The sequence below is a fragment of the Nocardia sp. NPDC020380 genome (assembly GCF_044386975.1).
GTDB lineage: Bacteria > Actinomycetota > Actinomycetes > Mycobacteriales > Mycobacteriaceae > Nocardia.
Genome location: NZ_JBIRVQ010000018.1, coordinates 26,498 through 48,765, shown reverse-complemented (window position 1 = coordinate 48,765; position 22,268 = coordinate 26,498). Strand labels below are relative to the sequence as shown.

Below are 22,268 nucleotides of genomic sequence, written 5' to 3'. Positions count from 1 at the left end.
TCTCACCGCCCCGTCTCGGCGCGGACCGCGAACAGTTCCGGGAAGAAGGTGAGATCGAGTGCGTGCCTGAGGAATTCGGCCCCGCTGGAGCCGCCGGTGCCGCGGGTCGTGCCGATGGTGCGCAGCACAGTGCGCAGGTGTCGGAAGCGCCACAGCTGGAAGTTCTCCTCCAGATCGATGAGTTCCTCGAACGCCTCGTAGACCGGCCAATTCTCCTGCGGGGCAGCGTAGATCGCCTGCACGAGCGGCATCAGTTCCGGATTCAGGACATAGGGCCGGGTGACGTCACGCTCCAGCGTGGAGGCCGGCACCGCCGGTCCGGTGCGGCCGAGATGACGCCAGAACGCGTCGTACAGGGTCGGCTCGCGCATGAGCGTCTCCAGCTCGGATCGGGCCGCCGCGTCGTTGTCGAAAACGCGCAGGACGGCCGGGTTCTTGTTGCCGAGCAGGAACTCCACGGCCCGGTACTGATGTGATTGGAATCCGGAGGACTTGCCGAGGAAGGTCCGGAACTGGGCGTATTCGGTGGGTGTCAGGGTCGCCAGCACCGACCATTGTTCGGTGAGTGTGCGCTGGATGTGTTTGACGCGGGCGATGGCCTTGAGCGCGAAATCCGGTGCGTCGGCGTCGAAAGCCGCACGGGCCGCGCGGAGTTCGTGCAGCACGAGTTTGAGCCACAGCTCCGTGGTCTGGTGCTGGATGATGAACAGCAGTTCGTCGTGCTGCGGCGGCCTGCTGACCGGGTGCTGTGCACCGAGCAGTGCCGGCAGATCGAGATAGCCGCTGTAACTCAGACCCGGACCGAGCTCGGTGACGATGCCCGGTTCGAGTGCGCGGGTATTGGTTTCACGGCTCATCACGGTCCCCATTCGTTCGATGCCGGTCCCTCCACTGTAATACACGTCCGTGACGGTGGTCAGGAAACTGTCATGCCAAGATGGTCGGAGACGCTGAGTAGGGTGCGGAGCATGCAGTCGTTCACCAGGCTCGTCGCGCACGCCGACTTCACGGTCGACGCGGTGACCTGCTGCGACGAGCACGCGGGATGGTCGGAAGCCGAATCGCCGCAGGACTACCGCATGGTGCTGGTGCGCAGCGGTCGCTTCCGGCGCCGCACGCGTTCGGGCGCGGCCGAGGTCGATCGGCTCTCGGCCTACCTCGGAATCCCCGGTGAGCCGGAACATTTCGCGCATCCCGCGGGCGGCGACGTCTGCACCGCCATCACCATCGGCCACTCGCTGTGGCATGCCATCGCCGGTGACGAGGTCCGCACCGTCGCGCCCACGGTCTGCATCGATGCCCGCCTGGATCTGGAACACCGCCTGCTGGTGGCGGACGCCGCCGATGGCGATATCGATTTCGCCTGTGCCGAGCGGCTTTCCGGCCTGGTCAGCGCCGCGGTGCGGCAGATCGTCGATACCGCCGTCCCCGCGGCCGGTGGGTCCCGCGACTGCGCGCTGGTCGCCGCGGCGCGGGCTCTGTTGCACGACGATCATCCGGCGGCCGCGGGTCTGCTGCCGCTCGCTGCCGAGCTATCCGTCTCGCCCTACCGGCTGAGCCGGGCCTTCACCCGGGAGACCGGTGTCTCGCTGACCAGATACCGCAACCGACTACGGGTTTCGCGGGCCATGGACAGTCTGGAACGTCAGGACACCGGCCTCGCGGACCTCGCGGCGGAGCTGGGTTTCGCGGACCAGGCCCACCTGACCCGCACGATGCGGGCGCATCTGGGTCACACGCCGACGGCGGTCAAGGCGTTGCTTCGAACCGCGTGATGAGTTCCTCCAGGTCCCGGGTCAATCGCTGCACGCCCTCCGGTCCCAGCGCGGCGTCGATCGCCGCATTGATCGGGCCGAATGCGGTGGCGGTTCCGGTCAGTGTGGTGCGCGCGCGTGCGGTGAGGCGCAGGACCCAGGCCCGGCTGTCGCTCGTACTGCGTTCGCGTTCCAGATAGCCGGCGGCGATGAGCCGCTTCACCATTCCGGTGACCGCGGATTCATTGACGCCGAGCAGCCCCGCGACCTGCCGCTGGGTGGGGTCCGCCGTGGCCGCCACGGCATTGAGGACGGCGACCTGCGCGACGGTGAGCCCGGTGGTGGCGAGCAGTTCGCGGTCGGCTTGCCGCTTGCTCAGGTGTGCCGCGAGCTGGAGCCGGTGGTACACCCGCAGCCGGTGTGCGGCCGAATCATGGGACATGGCAGATACCTTCCATCTGAAGCATATACTTCACCAGTAAAGCATATGAGGAGGTTCGATCCCGATGACCGCGTATGTGGCCGCCCAGTTCACCATTCACGACCGGCCACGCTATGAGCGCTACGTCCGCGCCTTCGCCGCCACCCTCGACGGTTACGCTGCTCGGCTCCTGGTCGCCGACGAACAGCCGCACGCCCTCGAAGGCGAGTGGCCCTACACGAAATTCGTCCTCATCGAGTTCCCGGATCGCGCCACGGCCGAACGCTGGGCCGCCTCACCGGAATACCAGGCGATTTCCGTCGACCGGCATGCCGCGACGACCGGCAATGCGATCGTCCTACGCGGAGTCCCGCACGCGGGCTGAAATTCCTCGACGAGCAGCAGCATGCCGCGGACCTGCTGGGAGCCAATGGATTGCTGCCGAAGCGGGCAGCGGTGCGGGCGGGCGCGCTGCCGTGGATCGGGTGAACTCGTGGAGTCCGGCCGCTGCGCCTCGATAACCGGTCGAGGCTACCGGTGCGTGGTCCTGGGCGCACGCCCAGGACCACGCGGTATTTTCTCGAACGTTCGTTCGCCCGGCTGCGGTGAACCGGCTTCCGGTGGCCGCTACCTGATCGAATTCCGATGAACCGCATTCGCTCCGACGTGCGGTTTGCCCGAAGGTGCCGAAAGATTAGGTGAGACACCAGATTCTGCTACTGTGGCGACGCCGCTCTCAGGATCGGCCGGACGACAAGAGAATTGATGAATCAAACAACCGCCGTGCTGCTTTCCTCAGGTCTCGCCGCCGCACTCGTACTCGCCGTGATCGCGGCCCTGTTCGCGTGGTTCACCGCGCGCCGGGAGCGATCGCGCGCCGACGCGCTGGCGCGCGCGCAGCGGGACCGCGACATTGCCGTCGAGCAGATGATCGAGAATCTGACGACCACCATCGTGCCCGCCCTCGGCGCCTCGGTGCGCCGCTCCGACCCGGACCAACCGACCGTGGACCTCCCCGCCATGCTGGAGGATACCCAGCTGGCGGAATTGGTGTGGCAGTTGGCCGCCCGCACCGGCGAGGAATTGCGCCAGGTGCAGCTGGAGACCCGGGACCGCACCCAGCACGAGGCCGATGCCGCCGCCCAGCTGTCCGTCACCCAGGGTGTGGCCGCCGCCCGCGCCGAGGTCGAGACCGCCGCGCGCGAGGCCACCCGTGCCGCCGTGCGCGCCTTCGGTACCTCCGTGGTCAGCCTCGGCGCCGACGTGAGCCAGGTGCTCAGTGGCGCGCTGCGCAAACACCGCGATGACGAGACCTACGAAATCCTCACCCGCATCGACCATTCCGTGCAGCAGATGATCCGGCAGGCGCAGTCCTTCGTGATCGTGTGCGGTGGTCTACCGGGCCGGCGCTGGCCGCAGCAGACGCTGACCGACGTGGTCGGCGGCGCGGTCGGCCGCGTGCGCGACTACACCCGCGTGCGCCCGGGCCAGCTCGATCGCACCGTGACCAGCCGCGTGGTGGAGCCGCTGGTGCACACCATCGCGACGCTGCTGGACAACGCACTGCGCTATTCGCCGCCGAACTCGTTCGTGGACATCGGCTTCCAGGAAGGCCACCACGGCGTCACCGTGATCATCGACGACGCGGGCGTGCGCATGAACGGCGAACAGCTCGACGAGACCCGTCAGATCCTCAATGGCGACCGGGTCATCGATATTCACGCGCTGGGACCGACACCGCGCGTGGGCTTCCCGGGTGTGGCCGCACTGGCCCGCCGCTACGGTTTCACCCTTTATGTCGACGGGCCGAACGTGTACGGGGGTATGCGCGCTATGGTCTTCATCCCTGACTCGCTGCTCATTCCGCTCGAAACACCGGAGGCGGCACGCATCGCCCCGGTGGTGCTGGCGCCGCCCGCACCGGAGCCCGAGCCGAGAACGCCTGTTGCCGAACCTGTTGCGGCGGCCGGCCACGATCTCACCTCCGGTGGTCTGCCGAAACGGCGGCGCCGGACGGCGACGGCCAATGTCGTCGCCACTCCGCGCCCGGTCGCGAGCATTTCCGGTGGAGCACGACCGGATATCGCCGCCGCCTGGCACAGCGGTTCCCAGCGCGGCCGCCTGGCCGCGACCGAGCACTCCGAAGGGATGACATCGTGATGGCTACACCCGGTGCGGCAGTGACCGACAGCAACAAGCTAGCCTGGTTGCTGGACGATCTCGAAATGCCCGGCGTGCGTTTCGCGGTGCTGCTCTCCGACGACGGCCTGCACATCGCGCACACCAGCGGCATCACCGTCGACGACGCGGAACGCTTCTCCGCCGCGGCCTCGGGCCTGCGCGCGCTGGGCAAGGCACTCGGTGAATTCTGCGGCGGACCCACCGATAACGGTGTGCGGCAGAACATGACCGAGTACAACGATGGCATGATTTTCATCACCGCCGCCGGAGCCGGTGCGCTGCTGGGCGTTTCGACCACCCAGGATGTGGATGTCAGCCTGGTCGCACACCGCATGAACGAACTTGCGGTCCGGGTCGGCCACGAGCTGGGCAGCATGTCCCGGTCTAGGGCGGACTTCGGACGCGCATGAGCCGGCCGCGGCGCGATCCGGACCTGGTGCGGGCCTATGTCCGCACCGGCGGCCGCTCGCGTCCCACCCGGGCGCTGGATCTGGTGACACTCGTTGTCGCCGCACAGGATCCGCCGCCCGGCGCCACGGCGGATGCGCGCCGGATCGTGCAGATGTGCCGTCAGGGCGCACTCACGCTGGCCGAAATCGCCGCTTATCTCGACCTGCCCCCGTCCGTCGTGAAGATCGTCGCAGCGGATCTGCTCGATAGTGGTCACCTGGTCGACCCCACTCCGGCCGAAAACGTGCCGGAGCAAGCCCTGTTGAAGGAGGTACTCAATGGGCTCCGCGCTCTCATCGCCTGAGCGCGCCGTCGACTACGTGCCCCAGACCGTCACCCGCGCGGTGAAGTTGCTGGTGGCAGGCAACTTCGGCGTCGGGAAGACCACGTTCGTGGGCAGTGTGTCCGAGATTCGGCCGCTGCGCACCGAGGAGACGATCACCGAGGCCAGCGTCGGCGTCGACGATATGGCCGGGCTGCCCGGCAAGACCACCACCACGGTGGCCATGGACTTCGGCCGCATCACCCTGAATCCGCGACTGGCGCTGTACCTTTTCGGCACACCCGGGCAACGGCGGTTCGTACCCATGTGGGAGGACCTGGCCGTGGGCGCGCTCGGCGCGCTGGTCCTGGTCGATACGCGGCGGCTGGACAAGGCCGACGAGGCATTGTCGGTGCTGGAGGAGCGCGGCGTCTCGTATGCGGTGGCGGTCAACCAGTTCGAGGGCTCGATCCGCTATCCGATCGACGAGGTGCGCGACGCACTCGATCTCGACGCGGACACCCCGTTGCTCTCGCTCGACGCCCGCGACCGCACGACCTGCGTGCAATCGCTGATCACCCTCGTCGAATATCTGCTGGCGCCACGGGAATCCGATTAGACGAGCCGGTGCTCCTCGATGGGAGTGCTGAATGTCGCGCCGTTGATCTCCAGATACAGCACCCGCTCGGTGACCGACACCGACGCGGTATTGCGCCGATCGATCACGGCCACAACCTCATCGACGAAGGCGCGGTCGAGGCTGTAGACGGGGATCGCGTCGGCGCGGTGAATGCGCTTGCCGGTCAACTGCGCCAGCACCTTGGCCGGATCGCGATGCGTGTAGACGGCGACACGATCGGCGATCTTGCTGCCGCGGTGCACCCGATCGGCATCGGGTGCACCGATTTCGATCCAGGCCGTCAGGCGTCCGGTCAGATCGCGCACCAGCACGGCGGGCTCGTCGGTGGACGACACCCCGCCGTCGCTGAACGTGATCCCGTCCTCGTATTCGAGGCAGTAGGCCAGGAGTCTGGTCACCATGAACTCGGCGCTCTCCGAGGGGTGCCGCGCCACCCGTAGCTCCACCTCCTCGTAGACCCCGCGGTCGACGTCGGCGAGCTGGACGGTGAAGTTGTGCATAGTCGCGTTCAGGGCCATAAGGCGACCAGCGTAGACCACCTGCCGGACCGAGTTGATCACTCGGCTACGGTGAGGTCGAAGCAGTGGAAGGAGATCATGGTGGGCCCGATCCGAACCTTGACGCACCCGTTCGATGTCGCCACGACGCTGACCGCCGGGGACGAGGGCCACTACACCGGTCACACCGCGGCCGCCTACTCGAACATGGTGGGCCCCTTCGGCGGTATCACCGCCGCCACCCTGCTCCGGGCCGTCCTGGCCGATCCCCGCCGCCTCGCCGACCCCATCTCCATCACGGTCAACTATGCGGGCCCCATCGCCGACGGCCCCTTCACCATCGACGCCCAGCCGGTCCGCACCAACCGCGCCACCCAGCACTGGATGCTGACCATGACCCAGGACGACGCCGTCACCACCACGGCAACGGTCGTCTGCGGCCACCGCCGCGACACCTGGTCCGACACCGAAATCACCGCGCCGGAAGCCCCACCGGCGGACTCCGTCGCCGTCGACGAATTGCCCGAATACCCTTCCTGGCTGCGCAATTACGAGATGCGCTTCATCTCGGGCCGAGGCCCCTTCGGCCCCGACCCCGCACCCCAGCCGACATCGGCCTCCACCCTCTGGGTCCGCGACCTCCCCGTCCGCCCCCTCGACTACGCGGCCCTCACCGCGATGACGGATGTCTTCTTCCCCCGCATCATGATCCGCCGCGGCGCCTTCGCCGCCGCCAGCACCATCTCCCTCACCACCTACCTCCACGCCACCCCAGACCTCCTCACCACCCAAGCCGACGCCCCCGTCCTCGCCACCGCCCGAGCCCAGCACTTCGGCAACGGCTACTTCGACCAATCAGCCCACCTCTGGACCCCCGACGGCCACCCCCTCTCCACCAGCCACCAACTGGTCTACTTCAAAGACTGAGCGTGAGCGAGGAACTCCCGGCGGGCGGCCGCCCGATCGATGCCGACGAGTGTGATCGGCGATGGGAGCCGTGGACGCCGGCTCGAGTCGCCGAGAGGCTCATGGGAGTGTCGGCGCCGTGGGGCGTCGCTGCCGGCTGGTCGTTGGACCTGTTCATCGGCCACACGAGCCGCAAGCACGATGACATCGAAATCACTGTTCCGCGAGCAGCATTCGGCGAGGTGGCCGCAGCCTTGCCCGAGTACGAATGGGATGTCGTCGGCGGGGGAATGGTCTGGTCATATGCGGATGTCGCCGATCAACCCGAGCTGCATCAGACCTGGTTGCGGGACATCTCGACCGGGAGTTATCACCTCGACGTCTTCCGCGAACCGCATGCTGGTGATCAGTGGATCTGTCGCAGGGATCCCTCCATCACACTGCCTTACGCGGAACTGATCGAAATCGGTGACGCGGGAATCCCTTACGTCATCCCGGAAGTGACGTTGCTTTTCAAAGCCAAGGCGCATCGGCCGAAAGACAACAGCGACTTCGCTCGGGTGATACCGCTGCTGCCGGACCATCGCATTACTCGGTTGGCGGAATGGCTCGGCCGTGTGCATCCCGGGCACGAATGGCTTGCTGCGCTCTGAGCGCCGGATATGGGCTTGACCTTGCCCCGGTGGGCAAGGTTTAGGTTCGTGGCATGAAGATCGGAGAGCTTGCGCAGGTCACCGGGGCCAGCCCCAAGGCCATTCGGCGGTATGAGGAGCTGGGGCTGGTGGCGCCGGTGCGGCTCGCGAACGGTTATCGCGAATTCGATGAGTGGCATGTGCGGGCGGTGCGGGAGATTCGGGCGTTGAATCGGCTCGGGATTGCGGTGGAGGACGCTCGGCCGTTTCTGGAATGCCTCACTGCGGGTGGGGAGCATGGGGACGACTGTCCGGCTTCGCTGGCGGAGTATCGGAAGGCGATCGATGAGGTGGGTGCGCGGATTTCGGCGTTGACGGCGCGGAAGGAGGCGTTGGAGGGGCGGTTGCGGGAGGCGGCTTATCGGAACAGCGGTGCGCGGCTGACGGATTCGGAACTGCTGCGCCTGCCGGAGGATTTGCCCGTGCCGGTCGATGACGGGGGTGCGGCGCATCTCGTGGGGCGGGAGTTGATCGAGCATGTGTTCTATCCGGTATTTCCTCCTGATCGGCACGCGGAACAGGTGCTCGATTGGTTGCGCGCTAATCTGCTGTGAGGGAATCACTTTCGATGTAGTAACGCCAGTTCGCGTCATCCGTATCGGACCAGAGCGGCAAACCCGCCGGCGCATCCGCGGATTCCCAGGTCAAGGGTTGAGCGGCGTCGGTAGCCGCGGCCGCTCGCGCGGCATCCAGGGTCGGATAACCGTCCCCGACCGGTTCCTGTTCGGTGCCGCAGAATTCGCAGCTGTGCACCTTGCGCAGGGTGAAAGCGGTCATGAATCGCTCGTGCGCAAGTGCGTGAGGATCATGTCGGCCACCGCGGCCATACCCGCCGCATTCGGGTGGTAAGGCACGGTTTCCACGACGGAACGAATGGGCGTCATGCCGAGCACCCAGGGTTCGGCAGACCCGACCGCGTGCGATCGGCTGGCCGCGCCGACATCGATGAAATCGGCGCCGGATTTCGCCGCGGCCCGGCCCAGAACCTCCTGCACCTGCTCACCGCGCCGCCGGAAATCATCGATGGCCGCGACATCGAAGGGCAGTTCCGGACCGGGTCGGGAATCGTCGCCGAACACGGTGAGATACCCGACCACCAGCACCCGCGCGCCACCGGTCCGAGCACGCACGATATCGATGATCTGGACGAGAGTCGTTGCGGCACGGTCGATGACATCCTCACCGCGGGCCGGCCGGAATCGCCGCACTAGCGAAGACCCCAACCCCGCGACCGGGATAGGCGACAGCAGCCGTCCCACCACACCCGCGAGAATCGTGGTGAGCCCGTTGCCGAGATCGTTGCCGCCGACCGTGATGGTCACCAGATCCGCATCGGCCGGCAGCCCGTCCAGCTGCGGCGCGAAGGTGTGATTCAGCACCCGCTGCGGTGTATCGAGCACGTTCGCGGTCGTCGCACCCGAAACGCTCAGATCGGTGAGCCGCGCGCCCAGCCCCTCCGCGACCAGATGCGGATAGTTGCGGGCAGATCGCCCCGCCATGCGGTCGATCACCGGGTCGATGCCCGGCCCCGAGGCGAAGGAACTACCCAGCGCCGCCAGATGCTGGAAGGCCGGCTCGGTCATGGACGCCTCCTGGATAGAACCCACACGTGCCTGTGTGTGAGTCTATCGTCGCGACAGGATCCGGCGACCGCGGCGAATGCCGAGCCGGTTCCGTGCCGATGATGATGCGCGGGAGGGCGAATGGCCGGGGAGAGCGAGCCGAGCGGCCGCAAGAAGGACGCAGCGGCCACGCGGGCGGCACTGCTGACCGCGGCACAGGAGTTGTTCGCGGAGCGCGGCTTCGACCGCGCGACAGTACGCGACATCGCAGCGCGGGCAGGCGCCAACCAGGCCCTGCTGTTCCGCTACTTCGGTAGTAAAGAGGAGCTGTTCCGAGCCGCGATCGCCGACCGGGGCCACCGGGTCCTGGAGGAGGGGCCGGCGCCTGAACTCCTGGGCCGATTGCTGGCCGGCGCCCTGGATCCGGCCGCGGCGCAGGGCCATTGGCTACAGGCCGCACTGCGCTCGAGCGGCAACGACGAGGGCGCGACGGCCATCCGCCACGAACTGGGCGACGAGTACGTGCGCGCCCTGTCCGAACTCACCGACGCACCCGATGCCGAGCTGCGCTCGGATCTCCTGCTGGCGTGGCTGCTCGGCATCGGCCTGGTGCGCTCGGTCTATCAGCGCGATCCGCTGGCGAGTGCCGATCCCGCCGTCATCGCCGGTCACGTACTGAGCGCCGCGCAGGTCCTGCTCGAGCGGGTGGATGCGAGTTTTCCTCTGTCATAACACAATTCGCTCGTTGACGTGGATGGTGCGCACTCCTACCATCACAGATGTAAGCAACGGCTTACATCTGTGATTGGGGACTCCGCCGGGGAAGGACACCCGCATGACCACGCATACCGATGCTCCGACACCACATCCCGATGCTCCGGACACGCACACCGAGGTCCGCGGCTTCCCATTCGGCGAGCCGGTGCGGCTCGACCCGCACCCACTGCTCGCGAAACTCCAGCGCGAGGAACCGGTTTCCCGCATCCGCCTGCCCTACGGCGGCGAAGGCTGGCTGGTCACCCGCTACGAGGACGTCAAAACCGTCCTCGCCGACCCCCGATTCAGCCGCGCCGCCGCAGTCGACCGCGAAGACATCCCGCGCATCACCCCCGAAACCGCCCGCCCCGACTCCCTGCTCAGCATGGACGCCCCCGAGCACACCCGCCTCCGCAAACTGGTGATGAGCGCCTTCACGAAAAGCCGCGTCCAGCGCCTGCGCCCCCACGTCAGCGAAATCGTCGACACCCTCCTGACCGCCATGGAGAACTCCGGCCCACCCGCCGATCTGGTTGCCGCCCTGGCACTTCCACTACCCGTCACCGTCATCTGCGAAATGCTCGGCATCCCACCGCAAGACCAGCACCGCTTCCGCGAATTCTCCGACACCATCCTCTCCACCACCGCCGCCACCCGCGAACAGATCGCCGTCGCCCGCGCCGGCCTGGAGTCCTACCTCGCTGAACAGGTAGCCCAGCGCCGCACCAACCCATCCGACGACCTGCTCGGCGCACTGGTAGCCGCCCGCGACGACGAAGACCGCCTCAACGAACGCGAACTCGTCAACCTAGGCATGGGCCTGCTTGTAGCCGGCCACGAAACCACCGCCAACCAGATCGGCAACTTCACCTACACACTGCTCACCACGCCAGGCCAGTGGACCTACCTGCGCGACCACCCCGACCTGATCCCAACTGCGGTCGAAGAACTGCTCCGCTACGTCCAGTTGGGCTCCGGCGGTTCGGCCCCCCGCATCGCCACCGAAGACCTGGAACTCTCCGGCACCCGCATCCGCGCAGGCGAAGCCGTCTTCGTCCACAGCCAAACCGCCAACCGCGACGAGTCAGTTTTCGAGGCACCCGAATCCCTCGACCTCTCCCGAGAAAAGAACCCCCACCTAGCCTTCGGCCACGGCTTCCACCACTGCGTAGGCGCCCAACTAGCCCGCCTCGAACTCCAAGTGGCCCTCGAAGCACTCCTACACCGCTTCCCCCACCTGGACCTGGCAGTCCCCGCCGACGAAATCCCCTGGAAAACCGGCCTGATAGTCCGAGGCCCCAAGTCCCTCCCCGTGACCTGGCAGCCGGATTCGGCTATTTCCACTCCGACTGGCTAGCTGTCCGGGCTCGCTGCAGCGCCGTCGAGGGCCGCTTGCAGAAACTCTGCGAACTGCCGAGTCCACGCCCGCACAGCCTTGTCGAATTCATACGCCGAAAGCGCCGTGATGCTCTTGGGCGCATCGAGCATGTCCGCTGCAAACCGCGACAGGTTCGACCAGTTCAGGAGCATCCGGCCAGGTGCCTCGCCCCAAAAGTTGCTCGGCGCCATCTGCGCGCGGACATCACGGATCAGGTCATCCCACTGCCGAAAAGTGGTCCGAGACGCCGCTGCAGGGGCATCCATGATCGCCGGCACCGGATCTTCTTCCGGCTGCGCAAACTTCTGTAGAGCCTTGACAGACTGTTCCATTCGCTGCCGCTGTTGTGGAGCAAGCGAAAGTACTGCTTGGCCCCCGGCTGCAGGTGCCGCGGATTCGATCTGTGCGCGAGTTTCCTTCGCGTCTTTCTCGAGTTTCCGAGCTTCGAGATCGATCTCCGCGGGACCGGCTTTGGCCGTGATCTTCTCCACTCTTCCAAGCAATTGAACGATCGAACCGCGGTAGTAGAGCGCGAGACCGCCTCCCAGAACAGGCCACCTGAGCGTGTCGATGTACTCGAGAACCGTCTGCGCCGCACTCACCGCGCGATCGTAACTGGAACAGGTTGGCGTGCCGGTGGGGTAGAGGCGTCCCGGACGCTCCGAGCTTGGAGTCCGCTTGTGGCGGGCGAATAATGACCGATGTATGACGTGGGCGCGGGCGGGAACTATCCGCCTCGGTGCACGGGTTGTACGTGTGGCCGATAAGAGGAGGTCATGTGGCTAAGGAGTACAACCGGAACCCCGCGGCGGTCGAGGCGCTGTCGCCCGAGCAGTATCACGTCACTCAGGAGAACGGGACCGAGCGGGCGTTCACCGGCGTCTATTGGGACAACCACGAGCCCGGGATCTATGTGGACGTGGTTTCGGGTGAGCCGTTGTTCGCCTCGGTCGACAAGTTCGAGAGTGGTTCGGGCTGGCCGAGTTTCACCAAGCCGATCGATACCGGGAATGTGGTCGAGAAGCGCGATCGGTCGCATTTCATGGTTCGCACCGAGGTGCGGTCCACGTTCGGCGACAGTCACCTGGGGCATGTGTTCCCTGACGGTCCCCGCGACCAGGGTGGCCTGCGCTACTGCATCAATTCCGCGGCCCTGCGCTTCATTCACCTCGATGACCTCGAGGCCGAAGGGTATGGGCAGTTCAAGAGCCTGTTCACCAAGGAGGACGCATGACCGACACCCGCACCGCGATCTTGGCCGGCGGCTGCTTCTGGGGGATGCAGGATCTGATCCGCCGTCAGCCGGGCGTCATTTCGACCCGGGTCGGGTACACGGGTGGCCGCAACGACCATCCGACGTACCGGAATCACCCCGGGCACGCCGAAGCGGTGGAGATCGTCTACGACCCCGCGGTCACCGACTACCGGGCGTTGCTGGAGTTCTTCTTCCAGATCCACGATCCGTCGACGAAGGACCGTCAGGGCAACGACATCGGCTCGAGCTACCGGTCGGCGATCTTCTATCTGGATGACGACCAGAAGGCGGTCGCGCTGGACACCATCGCCGACGTGGACGCCTCGCGGCTGTGGCCCGGCAAGGTGGTCACCGAGGTGACCCCGGCAAGCGCGTTCTGGGATGCCGAACCCGAGCACCAGGACTACCTGCAGCGCTACCCCGACGGTTACACCTGCCACTTCCCGCGTCCGGGCTGGAAGCTCCCCAAGCGCCAGACCACCGCGTAACCGGGATCCGGCAAGCGAACGGCCGCACCACTTTCCGAGTGGTGCGGCCGTTCCCGATTGACAGCCAGCTGCCAGGCAGCCCTACGACTATTGCCAGCCCCGGGGCGTTTCGTACCAATTCATGAGCATTCCCGCACGGTCCCCCCCGTTCTGCCCGCACGGCATTCCTCGTCGCGGCCGCAGCCGCGGCCACCCTCGGAACCTCGTTCGCCTTCGCAGCCCCCGCCACCGCCGTCCCCATCGCGACCGTCCCGCAGGCCGGTCCGTCCTTCATCGACGACAGTTTCTGCTCCGGCAGGCCCGACGGCGACTACGCCGACCCCGGCCTCACCACCGCCTACTACACCTGCCGCGCCGGCGAGACCTTCCACCTGCCCTGTCCCTGGGAAATGACGTTCGACCCCACCCTCGCCAACCAGACCCCCGACAATGGCCGCCTCTCCAGCCCCTGCTCGATTGCCGTCTTCACCGGCAGCTTCTGACCGCGCACCGACTCTTGTCGAGGCTCGGCGCCCATGCTTACGGTGTCGGCCATGACGACGATGGCGATCGACGACCTGCCCGCTCCCGCAGCCGACGTACTCCGCCGGCGAGCAAGAGCGGCAGGCACATCCACGGCAGCCCTCATCCGCGAGGAACTGATCTCCCTCGCCCGCACCCGCGTTCCGGTGGACGCGGTGGTCGAATTCCTCGAATCCGAGCGACCGAACCATCCGATGCCCGAGATCGACAGTGAAGCAATGGCATTGATCCACACCTACGATCTGCCCATGGATGCCTGGTCCACGTTCCGCCGCCGCGCCGCCGCTGCCCGGATCCCGCTGACCGCCTACGTCCGCCAGGAGCTGCTCACGGTCGCCCGCCGGACCACGATGCAGGACGTGATCCTGGAATTCGAAGAACTCCAACAACTCAACCCGGGCCTGCGCCTCGACATGGACGCCATCATCGCCTCCGCACGCGACGCACGAGCCGAATAGCGGCCCGGCCTCAGTGGGCCGACAGTCGCCACAGGGAGGTGATTTCGGCTGCGCGCGCGGCGTGCAACGGGTCGTCACGGTCGGTGGCGCGGGGGTGGCGAGGTTTGGTGTCCAGGCGATCGAGGACCTGTAAACCGGCAGAGTCGAAGGCGGACAGCAGGTCTCCGCGGGAAGACAGGCCCAGATGCTCGGCCAGATCCGAGATCACCAGCCAACCCTCGCCATCGGGCGTGAGATGTTTGCCGAGCCGGTCGAGCAGAGCGCGCAACATTCGGCTGCCGGGGTCGTACACGGCGTGGTCAAGGGGTGAGCGCGGTTTGCCCGGGAGCCACGGGGGATTGCAGACCACCAGAGGCGCTCGCCCGGTCGGGTAGAGGTCGGCGTTGAGGATCTCGACACGCTCGCCGTACCCGAGCCGATCGAGATTGTCGCGCGCGCAAGCCAATGCGCGCGGCTCACGGTCGGTCGCCACGATCGATTGGACACCTCGCGCGGCGAGCACGGCCGCGAGCACGCCGCTGCCGGTGCCGATATCGAACGCGAGACGGTTCGACGGGAGCGGGGCCCGGGCCACCAGATCCACATACTCGCCGCGTACCGGTGAGAACACTCCGTAGTGGGGATGGATTCGCGCACCCAGCGCAGGCACGGCCACGCCTTCGACGAACCAGTGATAGGCGCTCGATACCCCCAGCAACTCCCGCAATGAAACCAGCCGCGTCTCGCTCACCACGCCATACGCGTGCAAACACGCTGCCGCCACATCAGGCGCCCGCCGCAGCGCCGGGACCATAGGTGACGGATCGAGCTGGACCAGAATCATGCCGAGCAGCCGAGCGCGACGGGATTGAAGTTGGCGCTGGGCGTGGAACTCCTCCGCCGGAGTGCGGGACCGATTGGCGGGGCGCGCGATTCGAGTATCGAGGGCCTTCAGGAGCCGGCGCGCGGTTGGAAAGTCACCACGCCAGAGCATGGCGGTCCCACCGAGCGCGAGCCGCAGCGCGGCAGCCGCGGTGAGATCATCGTCGACAGCGACAATCCGCCCGGGAGGCGGCGCCCCGTTCTCGGAATGCCACACGGCGGCATGCAATTCGCCGCCCTCCTGCCATTCGACGACGAATCCGCCGGGGCTCTGAATGATTTCGAGCGCAGCGGACTGCGGCTCAGGTGTGTCGATCATGAGGTCCGTTCCTCGGAGAATCCCGGAGCACGCGGACAGCCGGTGATCGCGCGATCAGGACGCGCGAGGTGCACAGCGAAATGGACACCGGCCGACAGCGGGCACGAGGGAACTGTGGTTCGGGAAAACCGCCGCGGAGAGCGGCAGCTACGCAGCCGCCGATGGCGGCCGGAACTACAGCGGACCTGCTCTCAGGGCACAACCAATGCGTGCGCGGGCGTCGTCACAGCGTTTACCGTACTCCAGTGCCGAAAACCCCTGATCAGGAACCCGATCTAGCCACCGCCCCCGCCCTGCGCGCCCAGCTCGACGAGCTGATCCAGCGCGAACCCATCTTCCACCGCCCCGAACTCGGCACCACCCGCGCCGACTTCGACCGCCTCACCGCCCCCGACTACTGGGAAACCGGCGCCTCGGGCCGGCGCTACAGCCGCGAATACATCTGGTCCATCCTCGAACAGCGATACGCGACAAACCCACCCCAATGGCCCGAAAAAGGCTGGGCAGCCAGCGAATTCCACCTACGAGAACTGGCCCCCGACACCTACCTCCTCACCTACACCCTCCGCCAGCCCGACCGCCTAACCCGCCGCGTAACCGCATGGCAGCGCCGCGAACAAGTCTGGACCGCCCTCTACCACCAAGGAACGGTCGTCACACCTGAGTCGTAGCGCTCCAAGATCATCTAGATATCATTCGGCAGTGGCAGAAACGACCTCCGACGTGCGGCACAGAGCTCTGACCGACCCCGGGTCGCTGCGAACACCTCCCATGGTCCCCGGCCGGATCGCCGCCGGTGCAGACGAGCGACTGGCATTTCAGAATGGATACCCTGTCGGATGAGAATCGCCGCAGCGCAGCTCACTTGTGTTCCTGCTGATGTTCAGGCCAATGTGCGGCAGGTGGCCGCGCTTGCTGATCGGGCGCGGGAAGACGGTGCTCGGGTGGTTGTGTTTCCGGAGTTGGCGGTCACCGGGTATGAGCTCGAGGCAATTGCGGGGGATAGCGGGCTCTGGGTGGGTGCCGAGGACTCGCGACTGGATCCGTTGCGCGGCACGGGAATTGTTACTGTCGTCAATTGTGCTGGTCCGGGTGAGCATGGCGGTGATCCGCGGATTGCCACTTATGTTTACGGTGCGGATGGAGCCCTCATCACCGCCTATTACAAGCAGCGTCTGTATGAGCAAGAGCAGCAGTACTTCACTGCCGGCGAGGTGGATGGGCGGTTCGAGTTCGACGGGGTGCGGTTCGCGCTGGCTACGTGCTTCGACAATCACTTCTCGGACCTGATTGCTCGCGTCCGGGAGGATCGCTGCGACGTCCATTTGGCGAGTTCGCTGTACGGCACCGGTGGCGGTATCGAAGAGCGTGCGAAGGTGTATCCGGGGATTGCGGCGGATGCGAATGTCTTTGTCGCTCTGGCCAATCACGTAGGTGCGGCGGGTCCGTTCACCGGGTGTGGTGGTGCGGCGTTGTGGGCGCCGGGCGGTGCGCTTATCACCGAAGCAGATGACCGCACGGCCATGGTCGCGGTCGCCGATATCGGCGTGTGAGGCTGCCAGCTTGACGCAAGAGTGGTGCAAGCGGGCGTGGACATTCTTGGGCCATGGAGCGGATCACGGACAGCGTCACCTCGGCGGACGGCACGCGCATCGTCTATCACGTGCAAGGTGAGGGAGCGCCGCTGGTGATCCTCCACGGCACCCTCGCACCGGTGGACACGTATTACGCCGTCGCTGACCTGCTGGCACCGCATTACCGGGTCGTGCTGGTGGAGCGGCGGGAGTACGGGGTAAGCGAGAACGGCCCGCGCCCGCTCGACTTCGCGCGGCAGGCGGCCGATGTCGTCGCGGTGCTGGATGCGGTGGGTGAGCCGAGTTTCGTGTTCGGTCATTCCTGCGGCGGTGTCGTCGCACTGCATGCGCTGCTCACCCCGGCGAAGATACGGCGCGTTGCCCTCTACGAACCGCCCGTCGCGCTGGCCGGACCGGCATTGTCCGCGACCTTGGAGAAGGCGCGTGACTCGATGGCCGCGGGACGGCCAGGCGATGCGATCATTGAATTCTTCAGCACGATATTGGATTACGAGCCACCCGCGGGCATGCTCGACGGGATGGCGGCGATGCTCGCCCCCCGGGCACACGGCCTGGTGGCCGACCTCGAGTGCTTCACCGGAATGGATCCCGACCTGACCCGATGGTCGACCCTCGACGTGCCGGCCTTGCTGCTCAGCGGCGAACTGACCGACTCCTACGGCACCGAGAGCATCGACCTACTGCAGCAGACCATTCCGAATGCCCGCACCATCACCTTCCCGGGCCTGGGCCACACCTTCGACGATGCCCAGCCGGTAGCCGACGCTCTACGCGAGTTCTTCATTTGACCCAGCCGATTCAGCTGCTACCTTCTTCGCAATGTCGGCAGTCGCGAGCGATGGCGGCCGAGCTCTGGGAGGCTGGATGCGCGGGGCCCGTGGGCTTTTGTTGATCGGGCTGGCCGCTGCGCTGACCGTCACCGGCTGCGGTCCCGCCGCCCGTGGCACCGCGAAGCCCGGCGAAATCGACGTCCGCACACTGGATGTCGGTGGTTACCCGACCGCGCCGATCGTTATCCATGTCGACGAGACGACCGATCTTCGTGGACTCGCGGCCGTGAAACTGTCCGATTACGTGGTGACCGCCTACAAGGTCGATCCGCGCCTGGACACGGGCAGCGATCCGCAGACGATCACGGGCACCGACAAACTGCCGGGCTTCCACGACAATCCGGACCCTGCCGGCCAGTCGGGCCTCATGTTCGGATTCTCGACCTCGGGTATCGCCACCCTGCCCGGAGATGCGCCGAACGCGACCCGCCTCACCACCACGGTCCTGCAATACGGCAGCCCGGAGGAGGCGAGTCAGGCCGTCGGGCAGCTCTACACCTTCGACGTCACGGCCCGAGTCACGCAGGGTCAGCTCCCACAGACTGTCACATCGGCGAAATACCGAGGTGCGCAGGGATATTGGCTCGACAACACCAAAACCATGCGCACCTATCTGGCACAGGATGCCTACGTCATCCAGATCGACACCGAATCCCCGACCATCGATCGCGCCGGGCTGGCGACGATGACGGAAAAGGCCTTGGACCTCCAGGTTCCCCGCTTGGCCCAGCATCCGGCCATCGCCGACCTGCACGCATTGGCAAGCCTGCCATGGGATCCCGACCACGTACTGAGCCGCACCCTCACCCCGCAGGGCGATCGCGGCACCGCCCAGATCGCCGGCCTGCGCGGCACCCTGAACAGCGCGGCCCACCCGGCGCTCGCCGAGCAGGCCTTCACCGGCATGGGTGCGGACGAATTCGCCCGTGTGGAAAACACTCTCGTCGTGCGCACGGCCGACGCGGCAGCCGCCCGCAAAGCCGTATCGGAGCGCGTACTGCCCGGACCCGCGGGTGCACCCGCCGATCCGCCACCGCTGGTGCCGAATTCGGCCTGTGTCGACAATTCGACCAGCGACCCGTCCGCCGCCACCCGCTTCACCTGCCTGGTGGCCTACCGCCGTTACCTCGCCTACGTCGGCTCCGACGCGCTGCCGGACGCCCACCAGCGTGCCGCCGCCCAGTACGCGCTGTTCGCAAACAGTCAGTGGGAGCAGTGATTACCCGCGTGTCGTGACCTCAGGATCGATCCAGCCCGCATCGGCAGCATGGGCGTGAAACGCCCGCCAGGACTGCCAGGCCCGGGTGGCGCCGAACTGGGCATTGAACCGCAGCACCGCCCGCACGTCGTCGAGCGTCGCTCCGCTGTTCAGCGCTCGCTGGGTGTGAATGCGGAAGGTGTCGCCCAGGGTCTGATAGTGCATGTCGATACTCATCGTCACGAAGGCCCGCTCGCGGATGGCCAAGGTGCCGGGCCCCGTCGTCGAGCGCATCCGCGACTGCAGGTCGAAGTACTCGGCGAAATGTGGATCCAACTCGGCGAGGATCGCGCGGGCTGATTCAGGCATGGGACTGGGTGCGACGCCGGGTCCGGTGGCTACCAGAGCATCCGGCAGCAGCACGACCTCCTCAGTGGAAAGCCCCAGTGCCGCTTCGAGTTCGGTCAGCCGCTCGAAGGCGGCGAGGGCGGCGTGATATCCGGAGTCGTAGGAGATGAAGCGCAACAGCGCCCGGATATCCCCGGTCGAGACCCCGACGCGGAGGCCGCCCTGAACATGCATCGCGAACGGCAGTCCGAGGCACTGCTGGCAGACGTCCGCGGTCAGTCGCAGGAGCACCTTTTCGCGGTCACTGAGTTCCGGCACCGCGCCGGCGAATCGGAGGGAAGCAGTTGCCATCTGTGCGAAGACCGGATCCATTTCGCGCAGGTCGGGAAGGGTGGCGGTGATATTGCTCGTGTTCGTCACGGCAGCAGTCCTATCGGTTAACGCCCGTAGCGCTACAGCTGTAGCGCTATAAATGTAGCGCTAAGCCTGTCCAGTTACAATGGCCACATGACGCAGCCCCCGGCCCGGCCCGCCGCTCGACGCCGGCCGAACGCACGCGGCCAGGGTGAGCTCCTGCGCGCCGAAATCATCACCGCCGCAGTGCGAATGCTCGACGAACTCGCCGACGACGAAGCGCTTTCCCTGCGCGCGGTCGCCCGATCGGTCGACGTCGCCGCGACCTCGCTCTACCTGCATTTCGCCGACCGCGACGCCCTCGTCCTCGCGGCGATGCAGCACTGCCACGAAGGACTGGTCCGCCTCGGCGACGAAGCGGCTGCCGCGCAACCCGATCCGGGCGCGGCACTGCGAGCTCGCATTCTGGCCCAAGCTCAGTGGGCCGAAGAACATCCCGGTCTGTACAAGGTGCTGCACGAGAGCGCCGTGCACCGCCGGCTCGGTATGCCGTTCAAACAGGTGATGGTCGACCGCACCATCGATTCGGTGCAGGAATGCATGGACGCCGGCATCGCGCCGCACGATGACGCCGCCACCGTCGCAATCGACCTCCGCACCGCGGTCAACGGCATGCTGGCCCAGCGCATCAACGAACCGGACCTACCCTGGCCGCCCGCCGCCGAACAACTCGACCGGTTCCTGGCCAAGCTCGTCGGCATCCAGAAGCCGAGCGCCCAGGCCTGATTCTGCAGCGCGTGGTTACAGCCCGAGCTTGGTGACGGCGTTGTCCTCCAACGGATTAGCGGTGCGAATGTAGCCGTGTACGGTGCGCGGGTTGGACCAGCGACCCTGCCGCATGATCTCGCGGTCGCTGGCACCGCCCAGGGCCGCCTGGGTGGCGAAGCCGGCACGCAGCGAGTGACCCGAGAACAGGTCGGGATCCAGTCCGGCGCGGCCGGCATAACGTTTCACCAGTTCGGCGACGGCCCGGCCGGACATGGCGGTGGAGGCGATGCCGCCGTGACGGGAAATGGTGGGGAACAACGGGATATCCGGATCGGTGAGAGTGGTCCCGGTGAATCCGTGGCAGCGGTGGATGCCCGGATCTGCCGTGGGATGCGCGGCCAGCCAAGCTGTCAGCCCGGCGGGATCCGCGGAATGGGCCTCGCGCAGGCGGATCCAGTCGGCGAACGCACACACCGGGCAGGTCTGCGGGCGGCGACCGCGGGGGAGGGCGACGCGCTGCTCGTTGACACCGGTCGGATCGGTCTTGGTGCTGGGCAATTGGAGCAGCAACACCGGCTCGCCGCTCGCATGGTCGGTGTGCATCCTGACATCGCTGACCCGTAGGCCCGCGATCTCGCTGCGCCGCAGCGCACCCGCGAAACCGACCAGCAGCAGCAAGGTATCGCGGCGCCGGGCAGGCTCGGTGGGCCAGCCGGGTGCGGGGACCTCCGCCAGCAACTGATCGAGAGTGTGCAGCAGAACCGGACGTTTGCGTTTGGGCTGGGTGCGGCGCGTGCGCCGGATACCGCGCAAGGTCAGCCGCACCACGTCCGCGCGCGTCGGCGAGGGCAGGCCGTTGGCGGCGTGCACAGCGGCGATCGCAGCCGCCTTGCGTTCGAGAGTTGCTGCGCTGAACGCCCATTCATCGTTGGGGCGCCGCGCATCGGCGGCCGCGGCCAGATAGACCGCGACATCCAGGGCATCCGCCGGCAACGCCTGCCGCCCCTCGGCCATGCACCAGCCCGCCCACGCCACCCAGTCGGTGCGGTAGGCGCGCAAGGTGTTCGCCGACTGCGACGCCTCCAGATACCGCCGCAGCGATCCGGCCTGATCCGCATCGAACCGTTCCCGCACCAGCCGCAGCGCCGCGGAATCGACCAGCACACTGCGCACTCCGCGCCGCAGCTCGGTATACACCGCATCGGGCACGGCGATGACCGGGGAACCGCTGACCTCTGCCTGCTGATCGGACATGGTTCGACCCTACGGCACCGGCCGCGCCGGATCCGGCTGCGAAAGGCGCTGGCCTAAACCGGGTCTCGGCCCAGCTCCGCCAGGCGCGCCAGCGCGGGCAATGCCGTGGCGAGGGCGTCGCGCTCGGCGGGCGTGAGCTGGTCCAGGAGCGGCGCGAGATGACGGGTGCGATCGTCCTGCCGTGAGCTGCTGACGGCCCGCCCCGCCGCGGTGATGTGAATCAGGCTCGCGCGGCGATCGACCGGATCCGGGCGGCGTTCCACCAGCCCGTCGCGTTCCATGCGGGTGACGAGCTGGGTGAGGCCGGGCTGGCTGATCTGCTCGGTAGTGGTCAGCTCCGACAACCGCAGCGGTCGATCGGCCGCGACGAGCGAATCCAGCACCGACAGCGTGGTGAACGGGAGTCGCTCCAGAGTCGGTATACGGATGTAGAACCGATTGAAATCGTGGATGGCCGTGGTGAAGGCCTCCGGGTCGAGGTCGGTGTGGGCTGAGCGGGGCACACCTGGAAATATATCC

The 22,268-nt window shown here is 66.9% G+C and carries 30 protein-coding genes and 1 pseudogene; 21 read left to right on the top strand and 10 right to left on the bottom strand.

Going from position 1 to position 22,268, the window contains the following annotated elements:
• Positions 1 to 2 precede the first annotated feature (2 nt).
• Complete coding sequence (locus tag ACH438_RS38820) at positions 3 to 857, bottom strand: tryptophan 2,3-dioxygenase (RefSeq protein WP_397014815.1); 855 nt, start codon at positions 855 to 857, stop codon at positions 3 to 5.
• A gap of 111 nt (positions 858 to 968) precedes the next feature.
• Here ACH438_RS38820 and ACH438_RS38815 point away from each other — a divergent pair, with 111 nt between their 5' ends.
• Positions 969 to 1,775, top strand: coding sequence for a helix-turn-helix domain-containing protein (locus tag ACH438_RS38815; RefSeq protein ID WP_397014813.1), 807 nt, complete (start codon positions 969 to 971; stop codon positions 1,773 to 1,775).
• On the opposite strand, the gene ACH438_RS38810 is transcribed toward ACH438_RS38815, so the two are convergent.
• The gene (locus ACH438_RS38810) at positions 1,750 to 2,196 is read right to left on the bottom strand and encodes a MarR family winged helix-turn-helix transcriptional regulator (RefSeq protein WP_397014811.1); all 447 of its coding nucleotides are present in this window, start codon (positions 2,194 to 2,196) and stop codon (positions 1,750 to 1,752) included. The two genes, ACH438_RS38815 and ACH438_RS38810, sit on opposite strands and share 26 nt — an antisense overlap.
• 64 nt (positions 2,197 to 2,260) lie before the next feature.
• On the opposite strand from ACH438_RS38810, the gene ACH438_RS38805 reads away from it, so the two are divergent.
• The 6 genes and pseudogenes from ACH438_RS38805 to ACH438_RS38780 all read left to right on the top strand — a co-directional run bounded on the left by ACH438_RS38805 (position 2,261) and on the right by ACH438_RS38780 (position 5,687).
• Positions 2,261 to 2,560 carry a DUF1330 domain-containing protein gene (locus ACH438_RS38805; protein ID WP_397014809.1) on the top strand — a complete coding sequence of 100 codons (300 nt, stop codon included), beginning with the start codon at positions 2,261 to 2,263 and terminating at the stop codon, positions 2,558 to 2,560.
• Positions 2,560 to 2,664, top strand: a pseudogene (locus tag ACH438_RS38800) (ABC transporter substrate-binding protein); the annotation flags it as partial. The gene ACH438_RS38805 and the pseudogene ACH438_RS38800, both read left to right, overlap by 1 nt.
• A gap of 276 nt (positions 2,665 to 2,940) precedes the next feature.
• Positions 2,941 to 4,335, top strand: a complete 1,395-nt coding sequence (locus ACH438_RS38795; protein WP_397014807.1) for a sensor histidine kinase — start codon at positions 2,941 to 2,943, stop codon at positions 4,333 to 4,335.
• Complete coding sequence (locus ACH438_RS38790) at positions 4,335 to 4,766, top strand: roadblock/LC7 domain-containing protein (RefSeq protein WP_397014805.1); 432 nt, start codon at positions 4,335 to 4,337, stop codon at positions 4,764 to 4,766. The genes ACH438_RS38795 and ACH438_RS38790 overlap by 1 nt, the downstream gene beginning before the upstream one ends.
• Positions 4,763 to 5,110, top strand: coding sequence for a DUF742 domain-containing protein (locus ACH438_RS38785; protein WP_397014803.1), 348 nt, complete (start codon positions 4,763 to 4,765; stop codon positions 5,108 to 5,110). The genes ACH438_RS38790 and ACH438_RS38785 overlap by 4 nt, the downstream gene beginning before the upstream one ends.
• Positions 5,085 to 5,687 (top strand): GTP-binding protein, encoded by a 603-nt coding sequence (locus ACH438_RS38780; RefSeq protein WP_397014801.1) that lies wholly within the window; start codon positions 5,085 to 5,087, stop codon positions 5,685 to 5,687. Before ACH438_RS38785 ends, ACH438_RS38780 begins: the two co-directional genes overlap by 26 nt.
• On the opposite strand, the gene ACH438_RS38775 is transcribed toward ACH438_RS38780, so the two are convergent.
• On the bottom strand, positions 5,684 to 6,226 hold the full coding sequence (locus ACH438_RS38775) for a YaeQ family protein (RefSeq protein ID WP_397015041.1): 543 nt from the start codon (positions 6,224 to 6,226) through the stop codon (positions 5,684 to 5,686). The genes ACH438_RS38780 and ACH438_RS38775 overlap by 4 nt on opposite strands.
• A 78-nt stretch (positions 6,227 to 6,304) precedes the next feature.
• Between ACH438_RS38775 and ACH438_RS38770 the strand changes: the two genes are divergently transcribed.
• From ACH438_RS38770 to ACH438_RS38760, 3 genes are all read left to right on the top strand, one after another.
• Entirely contained in the window at positions 6,305 to 7,132 is an 828-nt protein-coding gene (locus ACH438_RS38770; protein WP_397015039.1) for an acyl-CoA thioesterase, read from the top strand.
• Positions 7,133 to 7,275: 143 nt separating this feature from the next.
• Positions 7,276 to 7,764, top strand: coding sequence for a hypothetical protein (locus ACH438_RS38765; protein ID WP_397014799.1), 489 nt, complete (start codon positions 7,276 to 7,278; stop codon positions 7,762 to 7,764).
• A gap of 53 nt (positions 7,765 to 7,817) precedes the next feature.
• Positions 7,818 to 8,357 carry a MerR family transcriptional regulator gene (locus tag ACH438_RS38760; protein WP_397014797.1) on the top strand — a complete coding sequence of 180 codons (540 nt, stop codon included), beginning with the start codon at positions 7,818 to 7,820 and terminating at the stop codon, positions 8,355 to 8,357.
• Here ACH438_RS38760 and ACH438_RS38755 read toward each other — a convergent pair.
• Both ACH438_RS38755 and ACH438_RS38750 read right to left on the bottom strand, forming a co-directional pair.
• Complete coding sequence (locus ACH438_RS38755; protein WP_397014795.1) at positions 8,344 to 8,580, bottom strand: hypothetical protein; 237 nt, start codon at positions 8,578 to 8,580, stop codon at positions 8,344 to 8,346. The genes ACH438_RS38760 and ACH438_RS38755 overlap by 14 nt on opposite strands.
• Positions 8,577 to 9,386, bottom strand: a complete 810-nt coding sequence (locus ACH438_RS38750) for an SGNH/GDSL hydrolase family protein (protein ID WP_397014793.1) — start codon at positions 9,384 to 9,386, stop codon at positions 8,577 to 8,579. The genes ACH438_RS38755 and ACH438_RS38750 overlap by 4 nt, the downstream gene beginning before the upstream one ends.
• Before the next feature lie 120 nt (positions 9,387 to 9,506).
• Between ACH438_RS38750 and ACH438_RS38745 the strand changes: the two genes are divergently transcribed.
• Both ACH438_RS38745 and ACH438_RS38740 read left to right on the top strand, forming a co-directional pair.
• The gene (locus ACH438_RS38745) at positions 9,507 to 10,097 is read left to right on the top strand and encodes a TetR family transcriptional regulator (RefSeq protein ID WP_397014791.1); all 591 of its coding nucleotides are present in this window, start codon (positions 9,507 to 9,509) and stop codon (positions 10,095 to 10,097) included.
• Between the two features lie 103 nt (positions 10,098 to 10,200).
• The gene (locus tag ACH438_RS38740) at positions 10,201 to 11,478 is read left to right on the top strand and encodes a cytochrome P450 (protein WP_397014789.1); all 1,278 of its coding nucleotides are present in this window, start codon (positions 10,201 to 10,203) and stop codon (positions 11,476 to 11,478) included.
• Here ACH438_RS38740 and ACH438_RS38735 read toward each other — a convergent pair.
• Entirely contained in the window at positions 11,475 to 12,101 is a 627-nt protein-coding gene (locus tag ACH438_RS38735) for a hypothetical protein (RefSeq protein ID WP_397014787.1), read from the bottom strand. The two genes, ACH438_RS38740 and ACH438_RS38735, sit on opposite strands and share 4 nt — an antisense overlap.
• A gap of 176 nt (positions 12,102 to 12,277) precedes the next feature.
• On the opposite strand from ACH438_RS38735, the gene msrB reads away from it, so the two are divergent.
• The 4 genes from msrB to ACH438_RS38715 all read left to right on the top strand — a co-directional run bounded on the left by msrB (position 12,278) and on the right by ACH438_RS38715 (position 14,222).
• On the top strand, positions 12,278 to 12,733 hold the full coding sequence (gene msrB / locus ACH438_RS38730; RefSeq protein WP_397014785.1) for a peptide-methionine (R)-S-oxide reductase MsrB: 456 nt from the start codon (positions 12,278 to 12,280) through the stop codon (positions 12,731 to 12,733).
• On the top strand, positions 12,730 to 13,242 hold the full coding sequence (msrA, locus tag ACH438_RS38725) for a peptide-methionine (S)-S-oxide reductase MsrA (protein WP_397014783.1): 513 nt from the start codon (positions 12,730 to 12,732) through the stop codon (positions 13,240 to 13,242). Before msrB ends, msrA begins: the two co-directional genes overlap by 4 nt.
• Before the next feature lie 239 nt (positions 13,243 to 13,481).
• Positions 13,482 to 13,724, top strand: a complete 243-nt coding sequence (locus tag ACH438_RS38720; protein WP_397015037.1) for a chitin binding peritrophin-A domain-containing protein — start codon at positions 13,482 to 13,484, stop codon at positions 13,722 to 13,724.
• A 51-nt stretch (positions 13,725 to 13,775) separates the two neighbouring features.
• Entirely contained in the window at positions 13,776 to 14,222 is a 447-nt protein-coding gene (locus tag ACH438_RS38715; RefSeq protein ID WP_397014781.1) for a hypothetical protein, read from the top strand.
• 10 nt (positions 14,223 to 14,232) lie between these two features.
• Here the strand turns inward: ACH438_RS38715 and ACH438_RS38710 are convergent, their stop codons facing one another.
• Complete coding sequence (locus tag ACH438_RS38710) at positions 14,233 to 15,402, bottom strand: methyltransferase (protein ID WP_397014779.1); 1,170 nt, start codon at positions 15,400 to 15,402, stop codon at positions 14,233 to 14,235.
• 245 nt (positions 15,403 to 15,647) lie between these two features.
• Here ACH438_RS38710 and ACH438_RS38705 point away from each other — a divergent pair, with 245 nt between their 5' ends.
• From ACH438_RS38705 to ACH438_RS38690, 4 genes are all read left to right on the top strand, one after another.
• Positions 15,648 to 16,073 carry a DUF4440 domain-containing protein gene (locus ACH438_RS38705; protein WP_397014777.1) on the top strand — a complete coding sequence of 142 codons (426 nt, stop codon included), beginning with the start codon at positions 15,648 to 15,650 and terminating at the stop codon, positions 16,071 to 16,073.
• A 168-nt stretch (positions 16,074 to 16,241) separates the two neighbouring features.
• Positions 16,242 to 16,955 (top strand): carbon-nitrogen hydrolase family protein, encoded by a 714-nt coding sequence (locus tag ACH438_RS38700; RefSeq protein ID WP_397014775.1) that lies wholly within the window; start codon positions 16,242 to 16,244, stop codon positions 16,953 to 16,955.
• A gap of 53 nt (positions 16,956 to 17,008) precedes the next feature.
• Positions 17,009 to 17,785: an alpha/beta fold hydrolase gene (locus tag ACH438_RS38695; protein ID WP_397014773.1), complete on the top strand. Its 777-nt coding sequence runs from the start codon at positions 17,009 to 17,011 to the stop codon at positions 17,783 to 17,785.
• A 76-nt stretch (positions 17,786 to 17,861) separates the two neighbouring features.
• A complete protein-coding gene (locus ACH438_RS38690; protein ID WP_397014771.1) occupies positions 17,862 to 19,046 on the top strand; it encodes a hypothetical protein in 1,185 nt (394 codons plus the stop codon).
• Here ACH438_RS38690 and ACH438_RS38685 read toward each other — a convergent pair whose 3' ends face one another.
• Positions 19,047 to 19,793, bottom strand: a complete 747-nt coding sequence (locus tag ACH438_RS38685) for a carboxymuconolactone decarboxylase family protein (RefSeq protein WP_397014769.1) — start codon at positions 19,791 to 19,793, stop codon at positions 19,047 to 19,049. It lies immediately after the preceding gene.
• Positions 19,794 to 19,880: 87 nt separating this feature from the next.
• On the opposite strand from ACH438_RS38685, the gene ACH438_RS38680 reads away from it, so the two are divergent.
• Positions 19,881 to 20,513: a TetR/AcrR family transcriptional regulator gene (locus ACH438_RS38680; protein WP_397014767.1), complete on the top strand. Its 633-nt coding sequence runs from the start codon at positions 19,881 to 19,883 to the stop codon at positions 20,511 to 20,513.
• A 15-nt stretch (positions 20,514 to 20,528) separates the two neighbouring features.
• Here ACH438_RS38680 and ACH438_RS38675 read toward each other — a convergent pair whose 3' ends face one another.
• Together ACH438_RS38675 and ACH438_RS38670 are read right to left on the bottom strand one after the other, a co-directional pair.
• The gene (locus ACH438_RS38675) at positions 20,529 to 21,749 is read right to left on the bottom strand and encodes a site-specific integrase (protein WP_397014765.1); all 1,221 of its coding nucleotides are present in this window, start codon (positions 21,747 to 21,749) and stop codon (positions 20,529 to 20,531) included.
• A 53-nt stretch (positions 21,750 to 21,802) separates the two neighbouring features.
• Positions 21,803 to 22,252 (bottom strand): MarR family winged helix-turn-helix transcriptional regulator, encoded by a 450-nt coding sequence (locus ACH438_RS38670; protein ID WP_397014763.1) that lies wholly within the window; start codon positions 22,250 to 22,252, stop codon positions 21,803 to 21,805.
• Between the last annotated feature and the right edge of the window lie 16 nt (positions 22,253 to 22,268).